This is a genomic window from Pseudomonas piscis (assembly GCF_009380155.1).
Taxonomy (GTDB): Bacteria; Pseudomonadota; Gammaproteobacteria; order Pseudomonadales; family Pseudomonadaceae; genus Aquipseudomonas; species Aquipseudomonas piscis.
On sequence record NZ_WHUV01000001.1, the window covers coordinates 1,375,991 to 1,395,971 of the forward strand.

Sequence of the window (19,981 nt, forward strand, 5' to 3'; positions counted from 1 at the left end):
GATACACATGGCAAGTCCAATTCTACCGGGTACCGGTCTGGGTTCTGGTCTCGACACCGGTGCTATCGTCAAGGCGTTGGTAGCCGCTGACAAGGCGGCCAAGCAGGGTCAGATCGACCGTGCGACCGAGACCAACAGCGCGAGTATCTCCGGCATCGGCACTTTGCAATCGTTGTTGTCGTCCTTCCAGAGCACGCTATCCGTCGCGGGCCTGGGGAGTTCGGTCAACCCCTCCTTTACCGCGTATACCGCCACGACCACCGACGCCAAGTTCGTAACGGCCACCGCAGGCAATGATGCCGTGAAAGGTACGTACAAGGTGACGGTTTCCGATCTGGCAACTTCGTCGAAGGTGGCGAGTGCGGCCTTTGCCGGAGGCGCGTCCAGCGCGATTCCAAGTGGTACGTTGAACATCACTCAAAATGGCACCAGCTACCCGATTACCATAGGTCCCAATGCGACGTTGCAATCGGTGCGCGACGCTATCAACAACGATACCAACGCGAAAGCAGCCAGTATCAACGCCAACATCATCACCGACTCCTTTGGCTCGCGATTGGTCATCGGCTCCGGGAAAACCGGTGCTGGTTCCGACATTTCCGTGAGCGGTATTACCGGGCTGGCAATCGACGGTAACCAGGAGATGACCAAGCCACCCACCGCTACGTCTTCCGGTTCCATCGCTGGCCTGGCCCAGGATGCGAAGTTCACCGTTGATGGCATGGCGCTGACCAGTAAGAGCAACACCGTCAGCCAGGCAGTTTCCGGGTTGAAAATCACCCTGGTGGCCAAGACGACCGATCCGATCACGGTGGAAGTGAAAGACAACACCGACGGTCTCAAGGCCTCGGTTCAGAAGTTCATCGAGTCCTATAACGCGGTAGTCAATGGTATCGGCACCCTGACCAAGCCTTCCTTGGACGATAACGGCAAGCTGACCGTGCCGGCGCAGTTGACGGGTGATTCGTTGCCGCGCTCGATTCTGTCGGCCATTCGTGGTCCCTTGTCGGAAGTGGGTGCCGGTGACCGGTTGACTGTATTGTCGCAGTTGGGGATCACGACCAACCAGAAAACCGGCGCCCTGGATTTCGACGACAAGAAGTTCACCGCAGCGGTGCAGGACAAGGGGCTGGGCGGTGAGGTGCAGACCCTGTTCAGTGGCGATGGCACCAAGCCGGGTTTGCTTGAGCGCATGACCAATGCCATCAAGCCGTTCACCCAGGGTGTCGGCACGATGACCGAAGGGATCCTGACCACTCGCACCAAGACCCTCGACCTGACCAAGAAAAAACTGGCTGATCAGCAATTGGCGCTGGATCGACGGATTGAAACCCTGACGGCTGTACTGACCAAGAAGTACAACGACATGGATACCCTGGTTGGCAAGCTGAAGGCCACCGCCAGCAACATCACCTCCATGTTCGAAGCCATGAACGCGCAGAAGAAAGGCTGATATATAATCTGCGCCAAAAGCCCGGCAGCGTTTCCCAGCGCTCCGGGCTTTTGCATTTGACCTAAAGTTTTTTGACGTTGCGTCGATACGCTGTTTATACGAACCCTTGAGTTTTGAAGAGGTACCACATGAATCCGATGTTAGCCCTTCGGCAATATCAAAAGGTGGGTGGACAGGCACAGACTTCCGAGGCCAGTCCGCATCGCCTGGTGCAAATGCTGATGGAAGGTGGCCTGGACCGTATCGCTCAGGCCAAGGGCGCGATTGAGCGCAAGGACATTGCCAACAAGGGCGTGTTCATCAACAAGGCTATCGGCATCATCGGTGGTCTGCGCGAAGGCCTGGACCTGGATAACTCCATGGACACCCTGGGTGACCTGGATGGTCTGTATACCTACATGATGAAGCGCCTGACCGAGGCCAACATCAAGACCGATCCCAAGATCCTCGACGAAGTGGCTGGTCTGCTGCGCACGGTCAAAGAGGGCTGGGATGCCATTGCGGCTCCAGGCCCGCAGTTTTAAGGAGAAACCCCCATGAGTGCTGTCCTGCAACGCATTGAAGAAACGCGCGTGGCCCTGGTCGATGCCCTGGCCGAGCGCAACTGGCAAGCTATCGGTGAATTGGACCTGGCTTGTCGTTCATGCGTGGAAGACGTACTCGGAGAGGTCGAGGTCGACGAGGTTGCCCTCAGGAGCAATCTTGAAGAGTTGCTGGGGGTCTACCGGCAATTGCTGGAAGTGGCGACCGGTGAGCGCCAGGCGATATTCGACGAGATGTCGCAGATCCACCAAGCGCAGAACGCGGCAAAGGTTTACCATTTGTTCGGTTAATGTCGAGTTGATCCGAACGCTGCGCGCCATAAATTTGACTGTGCACGCTTTTTTGACTTAACTAGTGGCTGTTTTCAGATTTCAGGCGTCTATGAAGGCAGGCAAATGCCTTCAAGCGCGTCTAGCTTGCCCCTTAATTTCCGGGCATTGAGTTGACTAGGGAAGTTGCTATTGCATGTGGCGTGAAACCAAAATTCTGCTGATCGATGACGATAGCGTTCGCCGCCGCGACCTGGCGGTGATTTTAAATTTTCTCGGTGAAGAAAATTTACCCTGCGCTAGCCATGACTGGCAGCAGGCTGTCGGCTCTCTGTCGTCTAGTCGAGAAGTGATCTGCGTCCTCATCGGGACTGTAAATGCTCCTGGTGCGCTTCTGGGCTTGTTAAAGACACTCTCGACCTGGGATGAGTTCCTTCCAGTTTTGCTGATGGGTGAAAATTCTTCCGTCGAGCTGCCCGAAGACCAGCGTCGCCGGGTGTTGTCTAGCCTGGAGATGCCTCCCAGCTACAGCAAGTTGCTCGATTCCCTGCATCGGGCCCAGGTCTACCGCGAGATGTACGACCAGGCGCGTGAGCGCGGGCGTCATCGCGAGCCCAATCTGTTTCGTAGCCTGGTCGGCACCAGCCGGGCGATCCAGCATGTCCGGCAGATGATGCAGCAGGTTGCGGATACCGATGCCAGCGTGCTGATCCTTGGTGAGTCCGGCACTGGCAAGGAAGTGGTTGCACGCAACTTGCACTATCACTCCAAGCGCCGCGACGCGCCCTTCGTTCCGGTCAATTGTGGGGCGATTCCTGCCGAGTTGCTGGAAAGCGAGCTGTTCGGTCATGAGAAGGGCGCCTTCACCGGGGCCATCACCAGTCGTGCCGGGCGTTTCGAGCTGGCCAACGGCGGGACCCTGTTCCTCGACGAGATCGGCGACATGCCGCTGCCGATGCAGGTCAAGCTGTTGCGCGTGCTGCAGGAGCGCACCTTCGAGCGCGTGGGCAGCAACAAGACCCAGGGCGTCGACGTGCGCATCATTGCGGCGACCCACAAGAACCTGGAAAGCATGATCGAGGTGGGCAGTTTCCGTGAGGACCTGTACTACCGCCTCAATGTGTTCCCCATCGAAATGGCGCCGTTGCGTGAGCGGGTGGAAGATATTCCGCTGCTGATGAACGAATTGATTTCGCGCATGGAGCACGAAAAGCGCGGTTCGATCCGTTTCAATTCCGCCGCCATAATGTCCCTGTGCCGCCATGGCTGGCCGGGCAACGTCCGCGAGCTGGCCAACCTGGTGGAGCGCATGGCGATCATGCATCCCTATGGGGTGATCGGCGTGGTCGAGCTGCCGAAGAAGTTTCGCTACGTCGATGACGAAGACGAGCAATTGGTGGACAGCCTGCGTAGCGACCTGGAAGAGCGGGTGGCGATCAACGGCCATGCGCCGGACTTCTCCGCCACCGCCATGCTGCCGCCCGAGGGGCTGGACCTCAAGGATTACCTCGGCAGCCTGGAGCAGGGTCTGATCCAGCAGGCGCTGGACGATGCCAACGGCATCGTGGCGCGGGCCGCCGAGCGCTTGCGTATTCGCCGTACCACCCTGGTGGAGAAGATGCGCAAGTACGGTATGAGCCGTCGTGAAGGGGATGAGCAGGCGGATGATTGACGCCTGTTTTCCAGGTCACTGAAATCCGGGCGGTTTTTTTTAGGCACGGGTATTGCTAAGTCTCTCGCAACGTTCCGTTTAACTGACGGTCAGCCACGCGAGAGAGTCCCATGCCCCAAGCCGCCCAGATGTCTCCTGCCCCCGATACCCAGGGGCAATCGTCGTCCGTAGAGCGGGCGAGCCGGCTTGGTCTCGAGCAGGCCTTTGCCCTGTTCAACCAGATGTCGAGCCAACTTACTGACTCCTACAGCATGCTCGAAGCCCGGGTCACCGAGCTCAAGGGCGAGCTGGCGGTGGTCAGTGCCCAGCGCATGCAGGAGCTGGCGGAAAAAGAACGCTTGGCCAACCGCTTGCAGAACCTGCTGGACCTGTTGCCGGGCGGGGTCATCGTCATCGATGGCCATGGCATCGTCAGCGAGGCCAACCCGGCGGCCTGCGAGTTGCTGGGTTTGCCGTTGGAGGGGCAGTTGTGGCGCAATATCATCGCCCGCAGCTTCGCCCCCCGCGAGGATGACGGCCACGAGATCTCCCTGCGCGACGGCCGGCGCCTGTCCATCTCCACCCGTTCGCTGGATGCCGAGCCTGGACAGTTGGTGCTGCTCAATGACCTGACTGAAACCCGTCACCTGCAAGACCAACTGGCGCGCCACGAGCGTCTGTCCTCCCTGGGCAAGATGGTCGCCTCCCTGGCCCACCAGATTCGTACGCCGCTGTCCGCGGCGTTGCTGTACGCCAGTCACTTGACCGAACAAGAGCTGCCGGTGGCCACTCACCAGCGCTTTGCCGGGCGCCTCAAGGAGCGCCTGCATGAGCTCGAGCACCAGGTGCGCGACATGCTGGTATTCGCCCGTGGCGAGCTGCCGCTCACCGATCGCCTGACGCCCAAGTCGCTGTTGCAATCCCTGCAGGCCGCCGCCCTGACCCATGTCCAGGATGTTGCCGTGCGTTGGCAGTGCGACAGCCATGAGGGTGAACTGCTGTGCAATCGCGACACCCTGGTGGGGGCGTTGCTCAACCTGATCGAAAACGCGGTCCAGGCCAGTGCCGGTACTGCGCGGCTGAAGGTGCACCTGTATCGCCGGGACGACACTTTGCGCCTGTGTGTCAGTGACAGTGGCAGCGGTATCGAGACCGAGGTGCTGGAGCGCCTGGGCGAACCGTTTTTCACCACCAAGGCCAACGGCACCGGGCTCGGCCTGACGGTGGTCAAGGCAGTGGCGCGTGCCCATCAGGGAGAATTGTCCCTGCGCTCGCGTCCCGGGCGCGGTACTTGTGCACTGGTGACCCTGCCTCTGTTTTCCAGTGCCCCTGGAGTGGAGTGAAGGTAATGGCAATCAAGGTTCTACTGGTTGAAGACGATCGCGCCCTGCGCGAGGCCCTGGCGGATACCCTCTTGCTGGCTGGCCATGACTACAAGGCCGTGGGCAGTGCCGAGGCGGCTCTGGAGGCTGCGTCGGCCGAGTCCTTCAGCCTGGTGGTCAGTGACGTCAACATGCCAGGCATGGATGGCCATCAGCTGCTTGGCCTGTTGCGCGCGCGCCAGCCACAACTGCCGGTATTGCTGATGACCGCCCATGGCGCGGTGGAGCGTGCGGTGGATGCCATGCGCCAAGGGGCCGCCGACTACCTGGTCAAGCCTTTCGAGCCCAGGGCGCTGCTCGACCTGGTGGCCCGCCATGCCTTGGGTTGCCCGGGGGCGGTGGAGGAGGAGGGGCCGATAGCCTTCGAGCCTGCCAGCATGCAGTTGCTGGAGTTGGCGACGCGGGTGGCACGCAGCGACTCCACCGTACTGATTTCCGGCGAGTCCGGCACAGGCAAGGAGGTGTTGGCGCGTTATATCCATCAGCATTCCCATCGTGCCGGGCAACCGTTCATCGCCATCAACTGCGCGGCGATCCCCGACAACATGCTCGAGGCCACGTTGTTCGGCCATGAAAAGGGCTCGTTCACCGGCGCCATCGCTGCCCAGCCTGGCAAGTTCGAGCAGGCCGACGGCGGCACCATCCTGCTGGACGAGATCTCCGAGATGCCCCTGGGCCTGCAGGCCAAGTTGCTGCGAGTCCTGCAGGAGCGCGAAGTGGAGCGGGTCGGGGCGCGCAAGCCGATCAGCCTGGATATCAGGGTGGTGGCTACCACCAACCGTGACTTGGCGGGAGAAGTGGCCGCCGGCCGCTTCCGTGAAGACCTCTATTACCGCCTGTCGGTTTTCCCCCTGGCCTGGCGTCCATTGCGCGAGCGGCCTGCCGATATCTTGCCACTGGCCGAGCGCTTGCTGGTCAAGCACGTCAATAAAATGAAGCATGCCAGCGCCAAGCTGTCCGCCGAGGCCCGGGCCTGCCTGTTGGGTTATCCCTGGCCGGGCAATGTGCGGGAGCTGGACAACGCGTTGCAGCGAGCCTTGATCCTGCAGCAGGGAGGAGTGATCCGCCCGCAGGACTTCTGCCTGGCCGGTCCTGTGGCGTGCGCGCCATTGCCGGCGCTGGTCCCCGCAGGCCAGGTCGCGACGCCTGGCGTGGCGGGTGAAGCCGAGGTTGCGTTCCAGGAGCCGGGCGGCCTGGGCGACGATCTGCGACGCCGGGAATTCCAGATGATCATCGATACCCTGCGCTCCGAGCGCGGGCGACGCAAGGAGGCGGCGGAGCGCCTGGGCATCAGTCCGCGCACGCTGCGTTACAAGTTGGCGCAGATGCGTGACGCCGGGATGGATGTCGAGGCTTATCTGTTCGCTACTTGATGAGTGATCTGCAAGGCCAGGATGGCTTTTGTGGGGTTGGGCCATGGAGCTGGCACCCTTGTTGCTAACACCTCACTAACCGCGGAGTGAGCGTCAAAAAAATGCGGGTCGTCAGAGAGAGTGAGCCATGAGCCAAGGTATTGAATTTAATCGGTTGATGCTGGATATGCGGGCCATGCAAATGGACGCCATGTCGCAGCCAAAATCTGCCGCAGTAGCACAGGTCAGCGGTAGCAGCTTCGCTGATCTGCTTGGCCAGGCCGTGAACAAGGTCAACGACACCCAGCAGGCGTCCAATCAGCTGGCCAGTGCCTTCGAGATCGGCAAGAGCGGCGTCGATCTGACGGACGTGATGATTTCCTCGCAAAAGGCCAGCGTGTCTTTTCAAGCCTTGACCCAGGTGCGTAACAAGCTGGTTCAAGCGTATCAAGACATCATGCAGATGCCGGTTTAAGGACGAGATTGAGTCATGGCAGAAGCAGTCGCCGATAACGTACCGGCCAAGACCACGCCGCCGGTAGACGGGAAACCGCCGCTGTTCGGTTTGTCGTTCCTGGAAAACCTGTCCCAGATGACCATGTTGCGTCAGGTTGGCCTGTTGGTGGGCCTGGCCGCGAGCGTGGCGATCGGCTTCGCCGTGGTGTTGTGGTCCCAGCAGCCCGATTACCGGCCGCTTTACGGCAGCCTGGCGGGGATGGATGCCAAGCAGGTCATGGATACCCTGGCCTCTGCCGACATTCCCTACACCGTCGAGCCCAACTCCGGCGCTCTTCTGGTCAAGGCCGACGACCTGCCCCGGGCGCGCCTGAAGCTGGCCGCCGCTGGCGTGGCACCGGGCGACGGCAATGTCGGTTTCGAGATCCTCGATAAAGACCAAGGCCTGGGCACCAGTCAGTTCATGGAGGCCACCCGTTATCGTCGTGGCCTGGAGGGCGAGCTGGCTCGGACCATCTCCAGCCTGAACAACGTCAAGGGCGCCCGGGTGCACCTGGCCATTCCGAAAAGCTCGGTATTCGTCCGTGATGAACGCAAGCCCAGCGCTTCGGTCTTGGTCGAGCTGTATTCCGGCCGCTCCCTGGAGCCTGGCCAGGTCATGGCCATCGTCAACCTGGTGGCTACCAGCGTCCCCGAATTGAGCAAGTCCCAGGTCACCGTGGTCGACCAGAAGGGCAACCTGCTGTCCGACCAGGCGGAAAACTCCGCGCTGACCATGGCCGGCAAGCAGTTCGACTACAGCCGCCGCATGGAAAGCATGCTGACCCAACGGGTGCACAACATCCTGCAACCAGTGCTGGGTAACGATCGCTACAAGGCCGAAGTCTCGGCCGATGTCGATTTCAGCGCGGTGGAGTCCACCTCCGAGCAGTTCAACCCCGACCAGCCGGCCCTGCGCAGCGAGCAGTCGGTCAACGAGCAGCGCTCCAGCAGCAATGGCCCGCAAGGCGTGCCTGGTGCCCTGAGCAACCAGCCGCCGTCGCCTGCTTCGGCTCCGCAAACCACCGGTGGCGCTACCGCCTCGGCCGGCATGGTGCAGCCAGGCCAGCCTTTGCTGGACGCCAACGGCCAGCAGGTAATGGATCCGGCCACCGGCCAGCCGATGCTGGCACCGTATCCGTCGGATAAGCGTCAACAATCCACCAAGAACTTCGAGCTCGACCGTTCCATCAGCCATACCAAGCAGCAGCAGGGTCGCCTGAACCGCCTGTCGGTGGCCGTGGTGGTGGACGATCAGGTCAAGGTCAACCCGGCCAATGGCGAAACCACCCGTGCGCCGTGGAGCGCCGACGAATTGGCGCGTTTCACTCGCCTGGTGCAGGACGCCGTGGGCTTCGACGCCAGCCGCGGTGACAGCGTCAGCGTGATCAACGTGCCGTTCTCCGCCGACCGTGGGGAAGTGGTCGCCGATATTCCGTTCTACTCGCAGCCCTGGTTCTGGGACATCGTCAAGCAAGTGCTGGGCGTGCTGTTCATCCTGGTGCTGGTGTTCGGGGTCTTGCGTCCGGTGCTCAACAACATCACCGGCGGCGGCAAGGGCAAGCAGCTGGCAGGCCTGGGCAGCGACGTCGAGCTGGGCGGCATGGGCGGCCTGGATGGCGAACTGGCCAACGATCGGGTCAGCCTCGGCGGTCCGCAAAGCATCCTGCTGCCTAGCCCGAGCGAGGGTTATGACGCTCAGTTGAATGCAATCAAGAGTCTGGTGGCAGAAGACCCGGGTCGTGTGGCCCAGGTCGTGAAAGAGTGGATTAACGCAGATGAGTGATAACCGAGCCGCTACCGCCAAACTGACCCGGGTCGACAAGGCCGCGATCCTGCTGCTGTCCCTGGGTTCCACCGATGCTGCGCAAGTGCTGCGCCACATGGGGCCCAAGGAGGTCCAGCGGGTAGGCGTGGCCATGGCCCAGATGGGTAACGTGCACCGTGAGCAGGTCGAGCAGGTGATGAGCGAGTTCGTCGACATCGTCGGCGACCAGACCAGCCTCGGCGTAGGCTCCGACGACTATGTGCGCAAAATGCTCACCCAGGCCCTGGGCGAGGACAAGGCCAACGGCCTGATCGACCGTATCCTCCTGGGCGGCAACACCAGCGGCCTGGATAGCTTGAAGTGGATGGAGCCGCGGGCCGTGGCCGATGTGATCCGCTACGAACACCCGCAGATCCAGGCCATCGTGGTGGCCTACCTGGATCCGGACCAGGCGGGCGAGGTGTTGGGCAATTTCGACCACAAGGCGCGCCTGGACATCATCCTGCGCGTTTCCTCGCTCAATACCGTGCAACCTGCGGCCCTGAAAGAGCTGAACCAGATCCTCGAGAAGCAGTTCTCCGGCAACTCCAACGCTTCGCGTACCACCCTGGGCGGTATCAAGCGTGCGGCCGACATCATGAACTTCCTCGACAGCTCGATCGAAGGCCAGCTGATGGATTCGATCCGCGAAGTGGACGAAGACCTGTCCGGCCAGATCGAGGACCTGATGTTCGTCTTCAACAACCTGGCCGACGTCGACGACCGCGGTATCCAGGCGCTGTTGCGCGAGGTGTCTTCCGACGTACTGGTACTGGCCCTCAAGGGGTCGGACGAAGGGGTCAAGGAGAAGATCTTCAAGAACATGTCCAAGCGTGCCGCCGAGCTGCTGCGCGACGACCTGGAAGCCAAGGGCCCGGTACGCGTCAGCGACGTGGAGACCGCGCAGAAGGAAATCCTCACCATTGCCCGCCGTATGGCCGAAGCCGGAGAAATCGTCCTCGGCGGGAAGGGCGGCGAAGAAATGATCTAAGGTCGCTTTATGTCGTCCAGCAGTGATGAAACCCAGAGCGGCCTGATCCGTGCTCGGGACGTGGAGGGTTTCGACATCTGGGCATTGCCCAGCTTCGACCCGGAACCCGAGCCCGAGCCGGAACCGGAGCCAGAGGAAGTCGAGGAAGAAATCGAGGAGGTGCCGCTGGAGGAAGTCCAGCCACTGACCCTCGAGGAACTCGAGAGCATTCGCCAGGAAGCCTATAACGAAGGTTTCGCCACCGGCGAGCGCGAGGGCTTCCACAGCACCACGCTCAAGGTCCGGCAGGAAGCCGAAGTCGCGCTGAACGCCAAATTGCAGGCGCTCGAGCTGCTGATGGGCAACTTGTTCGAGCCGATCGCCGAGCAAGATACCCAGATCGAGAAAACCCTGGTGGACCTGGTCAGGCATATCGCCCGCCAGGTGATCCAGCGCGAACTGGCGATGGACTCCAGCCAGATCGAGCACGTGATGCGCGAGGCCCTCAAGCTGCTGCCCCTGGGCGTTGGCAACGTGCGGCTCTACATCAATCCGCAGGACTTCGAACAGGTCAAGAGCCTGCGCGACCGGCATGAGGAAAGCTGGCGCATCGTCGAGGACGAGTCACTGCTGCCGGGCGGTTGCCGGGTCGAGACCGAGCACAGCCGCATCGATGCCAGCGTCGAGACCCGGATTACCCAGGCCATGGACCAGCTCTTCGATCAACTGCACGAGCAATCGCTGCACCCGGCGTCGGCGGACCTGAGCCTGGAGCTCGGCCCGCGCACTCCGGACCTGCCGCAGGCGGCGGTCGATCCTGACGCCGACTCGGATGCCGGGCAGTCCGAGCCCGCAGGCCCCGACCATGCGTCTTGAGCGCACCAGCTTCGGCAAGCGCCTGGGCGGCTACGCCGAGGCGATCGCACTGCCGGGTCAGCCGATCCTCGAAGGGCGCCTGCTGCGCATGGTCGGCCTGACCCTGGAGGCCGAAGGCCTGCGGGCCGCCATGGGTACTCGCTGCCTGGTGATCAACGATGACAGCTACCATCCGGTCCAGGTCGAAGCCGAGGTCATGGGCTTCTCCGGGAGCAAGGTCTTCCTGATGCCGGTGGGCAGCGTCGCCGGGATCGCCCCGGGCGCGCGGGTAGTGCCTTTGGCCGACACCGGGCGCCTGCCCATGGGCATGAGCATGCTTGGCCGGGTGCTGGACGGCGCCGGCCGGGCGCTGGATGGCAAGGGCGGTATGCGCGCCGAGGACTGGGTGCCCATGGATGGTCCGACCATCAACCCGCTCAACCGTGATCCCATCAGCCAGCCGCTGGATGTGGGCATTCGCAGCATCAACGGTTTATTGACGGTGGGTCGCGGCCAGCGCCTGGGTCTCTTCGCCGGTACCGGCGTGGGCAAGAGTGTGCTGCTGGGGATGATGACCCGCTTCACCGAGGCCGACATCATCGTGGTCGGGCTGATCGGCGAGCGGGGCCGCGAGGTCAAGGAGTTCATCGAGCATATCCTCGGCGAGGAAGGGCTCAAGCGCTCGGTGGTGGTGGCCTCGCCAGCCGACGACGCGCCGTTGATGCGCCTGCGTGCGGCGATGTACTGCACGCGGATCGCCGAATACTTTCGTGACAAGGGCAAGAATGTCCTGTTGCTGATGGATTCTTTGACCCGTTTCGCCCAGGCCCAGCGGGAAATCGCCCTGGCGATCGGCGAGCCACCGGCGACCAAGGGTTATCCGCCGTCGGTGTTCGCCAAGCTGCCCAAGCTGGTGGAGCGTGCGGGCAACGCCGAGGCCGGTGGCGGTTCGATCACCGCCTTCTATACCGTGCTGTCCGAAGGCGACGACCAGCAGGATCCGATCGCCGACTCCGCCCGAGGCGTGCTCGACGGGCATATCGTGCTGTCCCGGCGTCTGGCCGAGGAGGGGCATTACCCGGCGATCGACATCGAGGCTTCCATCAGCCGGGTCATGCCGGCGGTGATCAGCCCCGAAAACATGGGACGGGCCCAGTATTTCAAGCAGCTGTGGTCGCGTTACCAGCAGGCTCGCGACCTGATCAGCGTCGGTGCCTACGTCGCCGGTGGCGACCGCGACACCGATACCGCGATTTCCCTGCATCCGGCGATGGTGGCCTACTTGCGCCAGGGGCTGAACGACAACGTCAGCCTGGGCCATAGCCAGACCCATCTGGAGATGCTGTTCTCCCAGATCGCGGGCGGGTAACCGATCATGGCCGATAGCCGTGCGGCGCGCCTGGCGCCGGTGGTGGACATGGCGGAAAGCGCCGAGCGCACCGCCGCCCAGCGCCTGGAGTACTTCCATGGCCAGGTGCGGGTCGCCGAGAGCAAGCTGGGCGACCTGGAGCGTTTTCGCAACGATTACCAGGAACAGTGGGTCGAGCGCGGCAAGCTTGGGGTTTCCGGTCACTGGTTGCTGAACTACCAGTTCTTTCTTGGCCAGCTGGATACCGCCGTGGGCCAGCAGCGCCAGAGCCTGGCCTGGCACCAGAACAATCTCGATCGTGCCCGCGAGGCCTGGCAGCAGGCCTATGCCCGGGTCGAAGGCCTGCGCAAGCTGGTGCAGCGCTACATCGACGAGGCCCGGGTCCTGGAAGACAAGCGCGAGCAGAAGTTGCTGGACGAACTGTCCCAGCGTTTACCCCGGCAATCCCCCTACTGATACGACGGATTTTTTCCCTGCAGGTTGTTCGGCTGTCCAGTGGGTGCTAAACCTTCTACACGTCGCCAATGACAAGGAAGCAGTCTCATGTCGGTCGTTACAGAAATATCCCCGGACGGGCAGAAACTCACGATTTCGATCAAGGGTCGTTTCGATTTCGGGCGGCACCAGGAATTTCGTGAATCCTACGAACGGCTCAACAAGACGCCGGAGTCCATCGTGGTGGATCTCAAGGAAGCCACCTATCTCGATAGTTCGGCCCTGGGCATGCTGTTGCTGCTGCGCGACCACGCCGGTGGCGACAATGCCGATGTCCGGGTGATCAACAGCAATTCGGACGTGCGCAAGATCCTCGCCATCTCCAATTTCGACAAGCTGTTCGATATCAGTTGAGCGGTATGCGGTCGATGACCGAGTCCTTGTGCGTGCTGATCGCCGAAGATGGCGCAGCCGATCGCATGCTGCTGTCCAGTATCGTCCGGCGCCAGGGGCACCAGGTGCTGGCGGCGAGCAATGGCGCCGAAGCGCTGGAACTGTTCCAGCGTGAGCGTCCGCATATCGTGCTGATGGATGCGATGATGCCGGTGATGGACGGGTTCGAGGCCGCGCGGCGGATTCGCGACCTGGCCGGCGAGGCCTTGGTGCCGATCATCTTCCTGACTTCCCTGAGTGAAGGGGAGGCGCTGGCCCGTTGCCTGGAGGCTGGGGGCGACGATTTTCTGGCGAAGCCCTACAACCCGGTGATCCTGGCCGCCAAGATCAACGCCATGGACCGCCTGCGGCGCTTGCAGGACACGGTGTTGCGCCAGCGCGACCAGATCACCCGTCACCATGACTACCTGCTCAATGAGCAGCGGGTGGCCAAGGCGGTGTTCGACAAGGTCGCCCACTCCGGTTGCCTGGACGCTCCGAACATCCGTTACCTGCAATCGCCCTATGCCCTGTTCAATGGCGACCTGTTGCTGGCTGCCTATACCCCGGCCGGGGACATGCATGTGCTGCTCGGCGACTTTACCGGCCACGGCCTGCCGGCAGCGGTGGGCGCCATGCCCCTGGCCGAGGTGTTCTATGGCATGACCGCCAAGGGTTATGGCCTGCCGGAAACCCTGCGGGAGATGAACGCCAAGCTCAAGCGCATCCTGCCGGTGGACATGTTCTGCTGCGCGACCATGGTCTGCCTGAGTGTCCAGCGGCGCTCCCTGGAGGTCTGGAACGGCGGCATGCCCGAGGGATACCTGTATGCATGCGCCAGTGGCGGGCGTACGCCCCTGGTATCCCGCCACCTGCCGCTGGGAGTGCTGAGCGCCGAGGTCTTCGAGGATCGCACCGAGGTGTTTCCCATGGTGCCGGGCGATCGGGTGTTCTTGCTCTCCGACGGGGTGATCGATACCTGCAATGCTGCCGAGGAGCTGTTCGGTGTGCAGCGTTTGCAGCAGGTCTTCGCTGCCAATCGGCACGCGCAGCATCTGCTCGACGAGGTGCGCCAGGCCCTGGAGGATTTCGGCGGCCAGGCCCGGGACGACCTGAGCATGGTCGAGGTCAGCCTGCCGGAGTTGGCCGAGCTGGCGCCGCCGGCACTGGTGTATTCCGACAGCGGCCAGTCGTGCCCCCTGGACTGGTCGGTGAGCTTCGAATTCCGGGCCCAGACCCTCAAGCGCTTCAATCCCTTGCCTTACCTGTTGCAGTTATTGCTGGAGGTCCACGGCCTGCGCTCCCAGAGCGGAGCCTTGTACAGCGTGCTCGCCGAGCTCTATTCCAATGCCCTGGAGCATGGCGTGCTCAAGCTCGACTCACGGCTCAAGCGCGATGCCGAAGGTTTCACCCGCTACTATCGGGAGCGTACTTGCCGCCTGGATGAGCTGCGCGACGGCTTCGTCCGCGTCCACCTGCGGGTCGAGCCGCTGGAGACGGGAGGGCGCCTGACCGTGCGGGTCGAGGACAGCGGCGAAGGTTTCGACGTGGCGGCGGTGATGGCCCGGCCCAGCGATATCGGGCGCCTGTCCGGACGTGGGGTCAGCCTGATCCGCCAGATGAGCCGCCAGGCACAGTGGGCGGACGACGGACGTAGCGTCTGCGTGGAGTTTTCCTGGGAGGCTCTGGCATAATTTCCAGGTTCTTGATCAAGGAGTGAACAAGTGGCTGAGATCCATCTGGACCACACTGTGCTCAACGCATTGCAGGAAGTCATGGAGGACGAGTATCCCGTCCTGCTGGATACCTTCGTCTGCGATTCCGAGGAGCGGGTGCGCTTGCTGCACAAATCCGAGGACAGCATCCAACTGGCCGCCGCCGCCCATAGCCTCAAGGGCAGCAGCAGCAACATGGGCGCCATTCGCCTGGCCGAGCTGTGCCATCAACTGGAGTTGCGTGCCGCCCGTTCGGGTGATGATGTGCGCGAGCTGGTGGGCGCCATCGACGGTGAGTTCGCCATTGTCCGGCGGCTGTGTGAGCAGGAGCTGCAGCGCTTCCATTGCTGAGGGCAGTATTTTTACCCACGCTTTATAGAACTGGCCCAAGCCTTGCATTGAAGTCTCCCACTGTACCTATGATTCCAGTGCAGCGGAGACTGTTCCATGGCTGTTACCCCCAATTCGCTTCTTCAGGCCACCGCCCAGGCCAGCCCTCAGGCCAAGACACCAGCGGCACCTGTCAGCCCTTTGGCAAACGTTGCCCAGCCTGGGGACAAGGCGCCCAGCTTCGCCCAGCTCTATGCCAAGGAATCCCAAGGCAAGCCCCAGGGCAAGTTCCAGCCCGTCGCCGATAACGCTCCGCAGCCGGTGCGCGACAAGAGTGCCGGCATCCCGCAGAAGCAGGAGGTCGGCAGCGATCAATCTGCCGCGCCGCAACCAGCGGTTGCCGATAGCGGCAAATCCTTGCCTGCCGACAAGCCCGCCGACAAACCTGCCGGCGGCGACGACAAGCCCGCGGCCAGCGATGATGGCAAGCCGGCCGAGACCGCCCAGGTTGAAACGCCGCCCAGCGCACAGCCGCCGTTGGACCCGAGCCTGGTGCAGAGTCCGCCTGTAGCCGCGGTCGAGCCGGCTCCCGTGGTGCCGCCAGCCCAGCCTCAGGTCGAGGCCGCCGCTGTGGTTGTGCCGGCCCAAGTGGCGGCGGCAGTGATGCCGACACCGCCGCCGGCGGCGGAACCGCCCAAGGAAGCGTTCGATCCTGAGGCCGATCCCCTGGATGCGTTGCCGGCGGTACGCCTGGCCATGGAGCAGGGTGGCCATGTGTCCGAATCCAGTCGCTCGCAACCCAAGGCGGCCTCGGCCAGTAACAACCCCGATGCCCAGTTGGCGTCGACGCAGAACATCGCCAGCGGCATGGCTGGCATGCTCGAGCAGGTTGGCAAGGGCAGCACCGAGCAGGGTGGCGAGAAGGCCTTCAGTGGCTTGATCACCGAGGGCCTGAAGGACCTCAAGGGCGCGTCCAGCGATACCCGGGTGGACGATTTCGCCAACCGCCTGGCAGCCCTCACGCAGGCGGCAACGCCCAAGACCGCCAATGCGGTCCCGGTCAACCAGCCGCTGGCCATGAACCAGGGGGGCTGGACCGACGAGGTGGTCAACCGGGTGATGTACCTGTCCAGTGTCAATCTCAAGTCAGCGGACATCCAGCTCCAGCCGGCCGAGCTCGGGCGCCTGGACATCCGTGTGCACATGATTCCCGACCAGCAGACCCAGGTCAGCTTCATGAGCGCCCACGCCGGTGTTCGCGAAGCCCTGGAGGGGCAGGTGCATCGCATGCGGGAAATGTTCCAGCAGCAGGGGTTGGGCCAGGTTGACGTCAACGTTTCCGACCAGTCCCGTGGCTGGCAGGGCCAGGAGCAGGCGCAGCAGGGGCAGAACCGTGCCAATGGCTCCTCGGGCAACGGCACGCGCCTGGATGGCGAAGCCGGCGATGACGGGCAGCCCCACGCCTTGGCCGAAGTCACAGCGCCGGTACAGACCGTGATCGGCAGCAGTGTCGTGGACTACTACGCCTGACCTGCTGGTGAGCGGGCGGCCAGGTAAGCTGGCCCCCGCTTCGATCCTCATGGCCGCGAGCCAGCTACCCGGCTGGTCAACTTCGCAGGACGCTCCCGTGCCTGCCTTCTCCTGTCATTCCTGACAAATCTGGCATAACACTTGCTCTTGCCTTGCCGTGCGACTGTGAACCCCCGAATAGTGACGGATTATTGGCATGGCGAAGAGCGAAGCAGCAGAAAAACCCACCGCAGGGAAAAGCAAACTCAAGCTTATCCTGTTGATTGTCCTGGCGTTGTTGCTGGCCATCGGCCTGTCGGTCGGTGCGACCTGGTACTTCATGCACGGTGCCCAGAGCAAGCCCGACCCGGCTGCGCAAACCGCTACCAACGTCAAGCCTGCGGCGATCTTCGAGCCCATGGCCCCGGCCTTCGTCGCCAACTACACACAGAATGGCCGGCAGCGCTACATGCAGGTGAGCATCACCATGTTGGCGCGCAACCAGGCGGATCTGGACGCACTGAAAGTGCATATGCCAGTGATCCGCAACAACCTGGTGATGCTGTTCTCCGCGCAGAATTTCGACACCCTGGCGACCCCGGTCGGCCAGGAAATGCTCCGTCAGAAAGCCACCGCCAGCGTCCAGGAAGTGGCCCAGAAAGAAGTGGGCAAGGTAGTGGTCGAGCAGTTGCTCTTTACTAACTTCGTATTGCAGTAGGAACACGACATGGCCGTGCAGGACCTGCTGTCCCAGGATGAGATCGACGCGCTGTTGCATGGCGTCGACGACGGTCTGGTACAGACCGAACACGCTGCCGAACCCGGTAGTGTCAAAAGCTACGACCTGACCAGCCAGGATCGCATCGTCCGTGGACGCATGCCGACCCTGGAGATGATCAACGAGCGTTTCGCCCGCTACACCCGGATCAGCATGTTCAACATGCTGCGTCGCTCCGCCGATGTGGCGGTGGGTGGTGTGCAAGTGATGAAGTTCGGCGAGTACGTGCACTCGCTGTACGTCCCCACCAGCTTGAACCTGGTGAAGATCAAGCCGCTGCGCGGCACGGCGCTGTTCATTCTCGACGCCAAGCTGGTGTTCAAGCTGGTGGACAACTTCTTCGGCGGCGATGGCCGCCACGCGAAGATCGAAGGGCGTGAGTTCACCCCCACCGAGCTGCGAGTGGTGCGCATGGTGCTGGAGCAGGCCTTCGTCGACCTCAAGGAAGCCTGGCAGGCGATCATGCCGGTCAACTTCGAGTACATAAACTCCGAAGTGAACCCGGCCATGGCCAACATCGTCGGCCCCAGCGAGGCGGTGGTGGTCTCGACCTTCCATATCGAGCTCGATGGCGGTGGCGGCGACCTGCACGTGACCATGCCGTACTCGATGATCGAGCCGATCCGGGAAATGCTCGATGCCGGTTTCCAATCCGACCTGGACGACCAGGACGAGCGCTGGAGCAAGGCGCTGCGCGAGGACGTGCTGGATGTGGCGGTGCCGCTCAGTGCCACGGTCGCCCGTCGCCAGTTGCGCCTGCGGGACATCCTGCACATGCAGCCTGGCGATGTGATCCCGGTGGAGCTGCCGGAAGACATGATCATGCGCGCCAATGGCGTACCGTCGTTCAAGGTCAAGCTGGGTTCCCACAAGGGCAACCTGGCGCTGCAAGTGATCGAAGCGATCGAGCGCCGTTGAGGCGCTCCAACCTGTTTGCTGTTCAATGAATTTTTGCCCGTCGAGGACCCAAGATGGCTGACGAAATTAACCCCCAGGACGACCAGGCGCTGGCCGACGAATGGGCTGCTGCGCTGGAAGAAACCGGTGATGCCGGCCAGGCCGATATCGACGCCTTGCTGGCTGCCGATGCCGGTGCCGCCTCGGCCAGTGGCCGCTTGCAGATGGAAGAGTTCGGCAGTGTGCCCAAGAGCCATGAGCCGGTGAGCCTCGAAGGGCCGAACCTGGACGTGATCCTCGATATCCCGGTGTCGATCTCCATGGAAGTGGGCAGTACCGATATCAACATCCGCAACCTGCTGCAGCTCAACCAGGGTTCGGTGATCGAGCTTGATCGCCTGGCCGGCGAGCCGCTGGATGTGCTGGTCAATGGCACCCTGATCGCCCACGGCGAGGTGGTAGTGGTCAACGAGAAGTTCGGCATTCGCCTGACTGACGTGATCAGCCCCAGCGAACGCATCAAGAAGCTGCGCTAAGTGAACAAGCTGCTTGGCGTACTGCTTGGCTTGCCGCTGAGTGCCCTGGCCGCAGAACCGGTGGCCAGTGCCGGGGCCGCCGCGACGGCCACGGCCCCGGCAGTGGGTAGCCTTGGCGGGCAGTTGGCCCAGCTGTTGCTGGGCCTGCTGCTGGTGATCGGGCTGATCTTTTTCCTCGCCTGGTTGTTGCGCCGCGTGCAGCAGGCCGGTCCTGCCGGCAAGGGCCAGGTGATCGAGCTGATCGGTTCCCGGGTCCTCGGGCCGCGCGACCGCCTGGTGCTGGTGCAGGTGGGCAAGGAGCAGATCCTCCTGGGCCTGAGCCCGGGCACCATCACCCCGCTGCATGTGCTCAAGGAGCCGGTGCAGGTGCCCAATGCCGAGCAGGCGACGCCCGAGTTCGCCCAGCGCCTGATGGAGCTGTTGGGCAAGGACCAGAAGGATAGGAAGTAATGCCGTTGCGCATCATCTTGATGTTGGCCCTGATGCTGGCTGCGCCGCTGGCGCTGGCGGCCGATCCGTTGTCGATCCCGGCGATCACCCTCGGCACCAATGCCGATGGCCAGCAGGAGTACTCGGTCAGCCTGCAGATCCTGCTGATCATGACCGCGCTGAGCTTCATCCCGGCGTTCGTCATGCTGATGACCAGCTTCACCCGGATCATCATCGTCTTCTCGATCCTGCGCCAGGCCCTGGGCTTGCAGCAGACGCCGTCGAACCAGATCCTCACCGGCATGGCACTGTTCCTCACCATGTTCATCATGGCCCCGGTGTTCGACCGGGTGAACCAGGACGCGCTGCAGCCTTACCTCGCGGAGAAGATCACCGCCCAGGATGCGGTGGCCAAGGCCGAGGTGCCGATCAAGGACTTCATGCTGGCGCAGACGCGCAGCAGCGACCTGGAGTTGTTCGTGCGCCTGTCCAAGCGGACCGACATCGCCAGCCCCGACCAGGCGCCGCTGACCATCCTGGTCCCGGCCTTCGTCACCTCGGAGCTCAAGACGGCGTTCCAGATCGGCTTCATGATCTTCATCCCGTTCCTGATCATCGACCTGGTGGTAGCCAGCGTGCTGATGGCTATGGGCATGATGATGCTGTCGCCGCTGATCATTTCCCTGCCGTTCAAGATCATGCTGTTCGTCCTGGTGGATGGCTGGGCCTTGATCATCGGCACCCTGGCCGGCAGTTTCGGCGGTGTCTAGAACC

At 62.7% G+C, this 19,981-nt stretch carries 21 protein-coding genes; all 21 read left to right on the forward strand.

The features are described 5' to 3' along the window. The first annotated feature begins 7 nt into the window (after positions 1 to 7). Positions 8 to 1,453 (forward strand): flagellar filament capping protein FliD, encoded by a 1,446-nt coding sequence (fliD, locus tag GDH07_RS06540; protein WP_152896965.1) that lies wholly within the window; start codon positions 8 to 10, stop codon positions 1,451 to 1,453. Positions 1,454 to 1,581: 128 nt separating this feature from the next. Continuing rightward, a complete protein-coding gene (gene fliS / locus GDH07_RS06545; RefSeq protein WP_152896966.1) occupies positions 1,582 to 1,977 on the forward strand; it encodes a flagellar export chaperone FliS in 396 nt (131 codons plus the stop codon). Between the two features lie 12 nt (positions 1,978 to 1,989). Next, positions 1,990 to 2,286, forward strand: coding sequence for a flagellar protein FliT (locus GDH07_RS06550; protein ID WP_152896967.1), 297 nt, complete (start codon positions 1,990 to 1,992; stop codon positions 2,284 to 2,286). Between the two features lie 175 nt (positions 2,287 to 2,461). Then, complete coding sequence (locus GDH07_RS06555) at positions 2,462 to 3,937, forward strand: sigma-54 dependent transcriptional regulator (RefSeq protein ID WP_031321151.1); 1,476 nt, start codon at positions 2,462 to 2,464, stop codon at positions 3,935 to 3,937. A 110-nt stretch (positions 3,938 to 4,047) separates the two neighbouring features. Then, positions 4,048 to 5,259 (forward strand): sensor histidine kinase, encoded by a 1,212-nt coding sequence (locus tag GDH07_RS06560; protein WP_152896968.1) that lies wholly within the window; start codon positions 4,048 to 4,050, stop codon positions 5,257 to 5,259. A gap of 5 nt (positions 5,260 to 5,264) precedes the next feature. Continuing rightward, positions 5,265 to 6,671, forward strand: a complete 1,407-nt coding sequence (fleR, locus tag GDH07_RS06565; protein ID WP_152896969.1) for a sigma-54-dependent response regulator transcription factor FleR — start codon at positions 5,265 to 5,267, stop codon at positions 6,669 to 6,671. 127 nt (positions 6,672 to 6,798) lie between these two features. Next, positions 6,799 to 7,125 carry a flagellar hook-basal body complex protein FliE gene (fliE, locus tag GDH07_RS06570; RefSeq protein WP_031321153.1) on the forward strand — a complete coding sequence of 109 codons (327 nt, stop codon included), beginning with the start codon at positions 6,799 to 6,801 and terminating at the stop codon, positions 7,123 to 7,125. Positions 7,126 to 7,140: 15 nt separating this feature from the next. Further along, complete coding sequence (gene fliF, locus GDH07_RS06575) at positions 7,141 to 8,931, forward strand: flagellar basal-body MS-ring/collar protein FliF (protein ID WP_152896970.1); 1,791 nt, start codon at positions 7,141 to 7,143, stop codon at positions 8,929 to 8,931. Further along, complete coding sequence (gene fliG / locus GDH07_RS06580) at positions 8,924 to 9,943, forward strand: flagellar motor switch protein FliG (RefSeq protein WP_011059975.1); 1,020 nt, start codon at positions 8,924 to 8,926, stop codon at positions 9,941 to 9,943. The genes fliF and fliG overlap by 8 nt, the downstream gene beginning before the upstream one ends. 9 nt (positions 9,944 to 9,952) lie before the next feature. Further along, positions 9,953 to 10,798: a flagellar assembly protein FliH gene (gene fliH, locus GDH07_RS06585; RefSeq protein ID WP_152896971.1), complete on the forward strand. Its 846-nt coding sequence runs from the start codon at positions 9,953 to 9,955 to the stop codon at positions 10,796 to 10,798. Then, positions 10,788 to 12,146, forward strand: a complete 1,359-nt coding sequence (gene fliI / locus GDH07_RS06590; RefSeq protein WP_031321159.1) for a flagellar protein export ATPase FliI — start codon at positions 10,788 to 10,790, stop codon at positions 12,144 to 12,146. The genes fliH and fliI overlap by 11 nt, the downstream gene beginning before the upstream one ends. Positions 12,147 to 12,152: 6 nt before the next feature. Beyond that, positions 12,153 to 12,602 (forward strand): flagellar export protein FliJ, encoded by a 450-nt coding sequence (gene fliJ, locus GDH07_RS06595; RefSeq protein ID WP_152896972.1) that lies wholly within the window; start codon positions 12,153 to 12,155, stop codon positions 12,600 to 12,602. 87 nt (positions 12,603 to 12,689) lie between these two features. Then, positions 12,690 to 12,995 (forward strand): STAS domain-containing protein, encoded by a 306-nt coding sequence (locus tag GDH07_RS06600; protein WP_022643029.1) that lies wholly within the window; start codon positions 12,690 to 12,692, stop codon positions 12,993 to 12,995. 5 nt (positions 12,996 to 13,000) lie between these two features. Next, the gene (locus tag GDH07_RS06605; protein ID WP_152896973.1) at positions 13,001 to 14,707 is read left to right on the forward strand and encodes an ATP-binding SpoIIE family protein phosphatase; all 1,707 of its coding nucleotides are present in this window, start codon (positions 13,001 to 13,003) and stop codon (positions 14,705 to 14,707) included. 30 nt (positions 14,708 to 14,737) lie between these two features. After that, positions 14,738 to 15,079 carry an Hpt domain-containing protein gene (locus GDH07_RS06610; RefSeq protein WP_343038181.1) on the forward strand — a complete coding sequence of 114 codons (342 nt, stop codon included), beginning with the start codon at positions 14,738 to 14,740 and terminating at the stop codon, positions 15,077 to 15,079. Between the two features lie 96 nt (positions 15,080 to 15,175). Then, positions 15,176 to 16,588 (forward strand): flagellar hook-length control protein FliK, encoded by a 1,413-nt coding sequence (locus GDH07_RS06615; protein ID WP_152896974.1) that lies wholly within the window; start codon positions 15,176 to 15,178, stop codon positions 16,586 to 16,588. A 196-nt stretch (positions 16,589 to 16,784) separates the two neighbouring features. Beyond that, a complete protein-coding gene (gene fliL, locus GDH07_RS06620) occupies positions 16,785 to 17,285 on the forward strand; it encodes a flagellar basal body-associated protein FliL (RefSeq protein WP_152896975.1) in 501 nt (166 codons plus the stop codon). A 9-nt stretch (positions 17,286 to 17,294) separates the two neighbouring features. Beyond that, complete coding sequence (gene fliM / locus GDH07_RS06625; RefSeq protein ID WP_022643034.1) at positions 17,295 to 18,263, forward strand: flagellar motor switch protein FliM; 969 nt, start codon at positions 17,295 to 17,297, stop codon at positions 18,261 to 18,263. Between the two features lie 53 nt (positions 18,264 to 18,316). Beyond that, positions 18,317 to 18,778: a flagellar motor switch protein FliN gene (gene fliN, locus GDH07_RS06630; protein ID WP_152896976.1), complete on the forward strand. Its 462-nt coding sequence runs from the start codon at positions 18,317 to 18,319 to the stop codon at positions 18,776 to 18,778. Then, the gene (gene fliO, locus GDH07_RS06635; protein WP_022643036.1) at positions 18,779 to 19,228 is read left to right on the forward strand and encodes a flagellar biosynthetic protein FliO; all 450 of its coding nucleotides are present in this window, start codon (positions 18,779 to 18,781) and stop codon (positions 19,226 to 19,228) included. After that, positions 19,228 to 19,977, forward strand: a complete 750-nt coding sequence (gene fliP, locus GDH07_RS06640; protein ID WP_022643037.1) for a flagellar type III secretion system pore protein FliP — start codon at positions 19,228 to 19,230, stop codon at positions 19,975 to 19,977. Before fliO ends, fliP begins: the two co-directional genes overlap by 1 nt. Positions 19,978 to 19,981: the final 4 nt, after the last annotated feature.

What these genes read in the sequence shown, in the direction of transcription:
- fliD (WP_152896965.1), top strand. Translation starts at nt 8, where the DNA reads ATGGCAAGTCCAATTCTACCGGGTACCGGTCTGGGTTCTGGTCTCGAC.
- fliS (WP_152896966.1), top strand. Translation starts at nt 1,582, where the DNA reads ATGAATCCGATGTTAGCCCTTCGGCAATATCAAAAGGTGGGTGGACAG.
- GDH07_RS06550 (WP_152896967.1), top strand. Translation starts at nt 1,990, where the DNA reads ATGAGTGCTGTCCTGCAACGCATTGAAGAAACGCGCGTGGCCCTGGTC.
- GDH07_RS06555 (WP_031321151.1), top strand. Translation starts at nt 2,462, where the DNA reads ATGTGGCGTGAAACCAAAATTCTGCTGATCGATGACGATAGCGTTCGC.
- GDH07_RS06560 (WP_152896968.1), top strand. Translation starts at nt 4,048, where the DNA reads ATGCCCCAAGCCGCCCAGATGTCTCCTGCCCCCGATACCCAGGGGCAA.
- fleR (WP_152896969.1), top strand. Translation starts at nt 5,265, where the DNA reads ATGGCAATCAAGGTTCTACTGGTTGAAGACGATCGCGCCCTGCGCGAG.
- fliE (WP_031321153.1), top strand. Translation starts at nt 6,799, where the DNA reads ATGAGCCAAGGTATTGAATTTAATCGGTTGATGCTGGATATGCGGGCC.
- fliF (WP_152896970.1), top strand. Translation starts at nt 7,141, where the DNA reads ATGGCAGAAGCAGTCGCCGATAACGTACCGGCCAAGACCACGCCGCCG.
- fliG (WP_011059975.1), top strand. Translation starts at nt 8,924, where the DNA reads ATGAGTGATAACCGAGCCGCTACCGCCAAACTGACCCGGGTCGACAAG.
- fliH (WP_152896971.1), top strand. Translation starts at nt 9,953, where the DNA reads ATGTCGTCCAGCAGTGATGAAACCCAGAGCGGCCTGATCCGTGCTCGG.
- fliI (WP_031321159.1), top strand. Translation starts at nt 10,788, where the DNA reads ATGCGTCTTGAGCGCACCAGCTTCGGCAAGCGCCTGGGCGGCTACGCC.
- fliJ (WP_152896972.1), top strand. Translation starts at nt 12,153, where the DNA reads ATGGCCGATAGCCGTGCGGCGCGCCTGGCGCCGGTGGTGGACATGGCG.
- GDH07_RS06600 (WP_022643029.1), top strand. Translation starts at nt 12,690, where the DNA reads ATGTCGGTCGTTACAGAAATATCCCCGGACGGGCAGAAACTCACGATT.
- GDH07_RS06605 (WP_152896973.1), top strand. Translation starts at nt 13,001, where the DNA reads ATGCGGTCGATGACCGAGTCCTTGTGCGTGCTGATCGCCGAAGATGGC.
- GDH07_RS06615 (WP_152896974.1), top strand. Translation starts at nt 15,176, where the DNA reads ATGGCTGTTACCCCCAATTCGCTTCTTCAGGCCACCGCCCAGGCCAGC.
- fliL (WP_152896975.1), top strand. Translation starts at nt 16,785, where the DNA reads ATGGCGAAGAGCGAAGCAGCAGAAAAACCCACCGCAGGGAAAAGCAAA.
- fliM (WP_022643034.1), top strand. Translation starts at nt 17,295, where the DNA reads ATGGCCGTGCAGGACCTGCTGTCCCAGGATGAGATCGACGCGCTGTTG.
- fliN (WP_152896976.1), top strand. Translation starts at nt 18,317, where the DNA reads ATGGCTGACGAAATTAACCCCCAGGACGACCAGGCGCTGGCCGACGAA.
- fliP (WP_022643037.1), top strand. Translation starts at nt 19,228, where the DNA reads ATGCCGTTGCGCATCATCTTGATGTTGGCCCTGATGCTGGCTGCGCCG.